This is a genomic window from Achromobacter sp., from assembly GCF_057314935.1.
This window is the reverse complement of the sequence record NZ_DBHKZA010000102.1, coordinates 11,995-16,646: the sequence shown is the minus strand read 5'-3', so window position 1 is coordinate 16,646 and position 4,652 is coordinate 11,995. Positions and strand designations below refer to the sequence as shown.

General features: G+C 66.6%; 6 protein-coding genes. All 6 read right to left on the bottom strand.

Annotated elements, in window-relative coordinates; translation table 11 throughout:
- Positions 1–314 (bottom strand): KUP/HAK/KT family potassium transporter (locus ACO6D5_RS26485; RefSeq protein ID WP_485827028.1); only part of this gene is annotated, 314 nt, incomplete at its 3' end.
- Positions 311–1,426: a sensor histidine kinase gene (locus tag ACO6D5_RS26480; protein WP_085946937.1), complete on the bottom strand. Its 1,116-nt coding sequence runs from the start codon at positions 1,424–1,426 to the stop codon at positions 311–313. The genes ACO6D5_RS26485 and ACO6D5_RS26480, both read right to left, overlap by 4 nt.
- A gap of 66 nt (positions 1,427–1,492) precedes the next feature.
- Complete coding sequence (locus ACO6D5_RS26475; RefSeq protein ID WP_057285123.1) at positions 1,493–2,164, bottom strand: response regulator transcription factor; 672 nt, start codon at positions 2,162–2,164, stop codon at positions 1,493–1,495.
- A gap of 66 nt (positions 2,165–2,230) precedes the next feature.
- Positions 2,231–2,737 carry an ExbD/TolR family protein gene (locus tag ACO6D5_RS26470; protein WP_485827027.1) on the bottom strand — a complete coding sequence of 169 codons (507 nt, stop codon included), beginning with the start codon at positions 2,735–2,737 and terminating at the stop codon, positions 2,231–2,233.
- Complete coding sequence (locus tag ACO6D5_RS26465; RefSeq protein ID WP_315846699.1) at positions 2,737–3,705, bottom strand: MotA/TolQ/ExbB proton channel family protein; 969 nt, start codon at positions 3,703–3,705, stop codon at positions 2,737–2,739. The genes ACO6D5_RS26470 and ACO6D5_RS26465 overlap by 1 nt, the downstream gene beginning before the upstream one ends.
- Position 3,706: 1 nt before the next feature.
- The gene (locus ACO6D5_RS26460; protein ID WP_315846698.1) at positions 3,707–4,504 is read right to left on the bottom strand and encodes a TonB family protein; all 798 of its coding nucleotides are present in this window, start codon (positions 4,502–4,504) and stop codon (positions 3,707–3,709) included.
- Positions 4,505–4,652 lie beyond the last annotated feature (148 nt).

Sequence of the window (4,652 nt, the reverse complement as noted above, 5' to 3'; positions counted from 1 at the left end):
TCCAGCAGCGCCAGCGTGCCGCCTTCGCCGCGGTTGTCGGCGCGCAGCACCAGCGTCACGTACTTCAGGGACACCACCACCATCAGCATCCAGAACAGGATGGACAGCACGCCCAGCAGATGCGCCGGCTCCAGGTCGGTATGCACGCTCAAGCCCGTCAGGCAGGCGCGCAGGGTGTACAGCGGGCTGGTGCCGATGTCGCCATACACCACGCCCAGCGCGCCCATGATGAGCGCCGCGCGCGACGAGGGCGCGTGCGCGCCTCCCGCATGCGCCCCGGGCGATGAAGGAACACCAGCCGTGGCTTGGCTCATGATGTGGGTTCTTGACGAGTAAGTTGGGCCCCTTTGCGGGGGCCGGGGAACACGACGGACAGCCGTGTGCCGGAAAAATCGGGACGGCTGGTCAGCTTCCACCAGGCGCCGTGTGCGTGCGCGATCTCGCGCACGATCGCCAGACCCAGGCCCGAGCCGCCGGCCGTCGCGGTCGGCGACCGGTAGAAAGCCTCGAACACGCGGTCACGCTCGTCGGGGGGAATGCCCGGCCCGTCGTCCTCGACCGTCAGGGACGGGGGATTGGCGCCCACGATCAGCGTGATGCGGCCGGTCTCGTTGCCGTAGCGCAGGGCGTTGTCGATCAGGTTGCTCAACAGTTCGGCCAGCAGCAAGGGGTCGGCGTCGATCCAGATGGGCGCGTCGGGCGCCACCAGGTCCAGCTCGTACCGCGCCTCGCGCACCCGGGGAAACCACTCGGCGCCGTGCACCCGCACCCATTCGCACAGGTCGATGCGCACAAAGCTGTCCTGGGGACGGGCATTGGGGTCGGCGCGCGCCAGCACCAGCAGCTGCTGGCCCAGCCGGATCATGCGGTCGCTGACCGCCTTGATGCGCTCGGCGCGGGCCCGCACGTCGTCAGGCAAGGGACGGGCCAGCATCAGCTCGGATTCGAGCCTCAGGCCCGATAAGGGGGTGCGCAACTGGTGGGCGGCATGCCCGATGAAGCGGCGCTGCGCCGCCAGCGAGGCGTCCAGCCGCAGCAGAAGGTCATTGGTGTGGGTCACCAGCGGTTCGATCTCCACCGGCACGCCCGCCACTTCCAGCGGCTGCATGTCATCGATGGAACGCTGGCGGATCTCTTCGGACAAGTGGTTCACGGACCGCAGCCCCGAGCGCACGCCCTGCACCACCACCCAGGTGAACAAGGCGATGAGCGCCACCTGCCCCACCACCATCAGCCAGAAGAAATCCTCCAGCATCCAGAGCGACATGTCGATCTTATGGGTGATGACCCAGGTGGCGGCCAGGTCCAGCAGGACCAGCAGCAGGATCGGCGGCATCAGGCGAATGACCAGATGCCGCGCCAGCGAGCGTGAAGGAAGCAAGGGACGTGCTGCTGGAAGAGCGGAAGGAGTGCGTTCCTGCGTCATGACGCGATACCCTCGCTTGAGCGGATGGAAGCGCGCAGCCGGAGCCTGCCGGCCGCGATCGGCCCGTCAGGCCGCTTCCACATCCAGCATGTAGCCGAAGCCACGCACCGTCTGGATGCTGGCGCCCGTGCCTTCCAGGCGCTTGCGCAGGCGGTACACGTACACTTCAACGGCGTTTTCGCTGAAATCGGCGTCCCAGGCGGACAACGAGTTGACGATCTGGCGCTTGGTCACGACGCGGCCCACGCGGGCCATCAGCATTTCCAGCACGGAGAGTTCGCGCACGGACAGCGACAGGCGCTGGCCATTGGCGCGGACTTCGCGGCCGACCGTGTCGAACACCAGGGGGCCCACTTCGATCAGCGGCTGCGCCTGACCGGCGCGGCGCCGGCCGAAGGCGCGCACGCGCGCGGCCAGCTCGGGCAGTTCGAAAGGCTTGGTGACGTAGTCGTCGGCCCCGGCATCCAGGCCTGCGACGCGGTCTTCGATGCCGTCGCGGGCGGTAAGGATCAGCACCGGAACCTGATTGCCGTCCTGACGCAGTTGCCGCAGCACATCAAGCCCGCTCATGCCGGGCAGATTGAGGTCGAGCAGCATCAGGTCATACGGCTGGCCTGCCAAAGCGCCCAGGACACGGTCGCCTTCAGTCAGCCAGTCGACCGCATAACCCTGGTCGGCCAGGAATTCCTGGAGCGCGTGGCCCAGGGTGGTGTCGTCTTCGATTACCAGTACTCGCATGCCGCGATTCTAGCGCGATCCGAAAAAAAAGGGGCGCGAAATGCGCCCCTTTCTCTCAGGATCCGTTCACCGGCCGGACGGTGCCCCGGCAGGAGCCGGAGTCGCCCCGCCCGGGACGGCGCCCGCAGCCGGGGCTTCGGCCGCAGCGGCCCCGCCCGAAGGCGGCGTCGTGACGAATCCGATGCGCGACATCCCCGAGCGGCGAGCCGAGGCCATGACCTTGGCCAGCGTTTCGTAGCGGGTGTTCTGGTCGGCGCGGATGCGGATTTCCGGTTGCGGCTTGGTGCCGGCGATCGACTTGAAGCGATTCGGCAGGTCATCGATATTGACCGGCTTTTCGTCCCAGAACAGCGCGCCGCTGGCGTCGATCGCCAGGTCCACGGTCTTGGGCTCCTCCTCGATCTGCTCGGCGGCCACCTGGGGCATGTTGATCTTGATCGAGTGCGCCAACAGCGGCGCCGTGATGATGAAGATCACCAGCAGCACCAGCATGACGTCGATCAGGGGCACCATGTTGATCTCGGAAACCGTATGGCTCCCGGACCCTTTACCCTCGAAGCTGCCAAAGGCCATTATTCGCTCCCGCGTTGAGCCGCGGCGCCGTTGCTGTTCTGGCGGCGCAGCGCGCGCACCTTGCCGTCGGACAGCGACACTTGCTGGCCGGTGGTCAGGAACGCGAACAGGTCATGGGCAAACGCATCCAGGCGCGACAGGAACACGCGGTTGTTGCGCACGAAGGTGTTGTAAGCCAGCACCGCGGGAATGGCCACGGCCAGGCCCAGGCCGGTCATGATCAGGGCTTCGCCCACCGGGCCGGCGATGCGGTTGATGGTCACGCCGTCGGACAGGCCGATGCCCACCAGGGCGTGGTACACGCCCCACACCGTGCCGAACAGGCCGACGAACGGGGCGGTCGAACCCACCGACGCCAGCACCGTCAGGCCGTTCTCCAGCTTGGCGGTTTCTTCGTCAATGACCTTGCGCATCGTGCGCGTGACGAAATCGGAATTGCTGCCCGACTCTTCCAGCTTGGTCGCGCCGAACTTGTTGTGGTGCGCCTGCGCGTGCATGGCGTGGCTGGCCAGGTGCGAGAACGGATCGCGCGCGCCATGCGTGCTGATTTCGTGCTCGACCTGCTCCAGCGAGCTGGCGTTCCAGAACTTGTTCAGGAAATCAGCCGAGCGCTTGCGCATGCTGACGTTGCTGGCGGCCTTGACCAGGATCAGGTACCAGGTCACCAGCGACATCAGGATCAGGATGATGAACAGGCTCTTGCCCACGAAGTCGCTCTGCGCGACAAAGTGCAAAAAGCCCATGTCGGGCGCGGCGGCCGGGGCCGGCGGCAGCGACGGCAGCGCGGCGGCGGCGCCATGCAGCGCGTCCGCCGATTGCTGGACGACGCCGCCGGCGGCGGTAGCGGCTTGTTGGGCTGCGGGCGCAGCCGCGGCGGCGGCGGGCGCAGCGGCGCCGGCAGCAGCCGGCGCTGCCGGGCTGGTGGTCGCCTGCGCCACCAGGGTGGCGCTATGCAGTGCGTTGGACATCTCAGTTCCTCATTACGAAATCGAACGGAATTTTGGCTTTGGCGGGATAGGCCACGCCGTTACGGGTATAGGGCTTGAACTTGGCCTTGCGGGCGGCGGTCAGCGCCGACTCGTCCAGTCTCGGGAAACCCGATGAAGTGTCGATCGAGGCGCGGTCCACCAGGCCCTGCGTATTGATTTCCACCAGCACCAGCACCCGTCCCTCTTCCCGCATCCGGCGTGAGGTCTGCGGGTAGACGGGCATGGGGCGCGCGCCCTGGAACTCGATGCTCGACACCAGGATCGGCTGGTCAGGCGGAGGCCCTTGCTGCGGGCTCTGCGAGGCCTGCGCACCATCCGTCGCGCCAGCGGGCGGCGTCTGCGGAGGCGGCGTCTCCGGCTTGGGCTCGGGCTTGGCTTCCTGCTTGGGCTGGGGCTTGGGTTTGGGCTTCGGTTTGGGCTTGGGCGCCGGCATCGGCGGCTTCTCGACCACCGGCTCGGGTTCCGGTTCGGGCTCGGGCTTCAACTCGGGTTCGGGCTCGGGTTCCGGCTCGATCTCGGGTTGCGGTTCGGGCGGCGGTTCAACTACCGGCTGCGGTACTTCCGGCGTAGGTTCGGCCTTCGCGATCTGCGGGATGGGCGCATCCACCAGACTGACCATGACGGCCTCGGGCTCCTCCAGTTCAGGACGATTCGCAGGGGCCATGAAAATGGCACCGATCACTGCCGCATGAAGCGCGACAACCGCCAGGCCAGCGCCTGCACGTATACCAATTGAAGACGGCGAAGATGAATTCCAACCGCGTTGAAAACTAGGCATGAATCAGCCAGGGGTGCATTGACTTATCCGGCCAGCCAGGGAAAAGACGCTCACGAAAAGGTGACGCCGGCTGGCCGGTACAAGCCGAACATAATATCTTAAATGCGAATGATTCGCACGTCCTATTTCGTCTGGGCTAGCGTAGCAC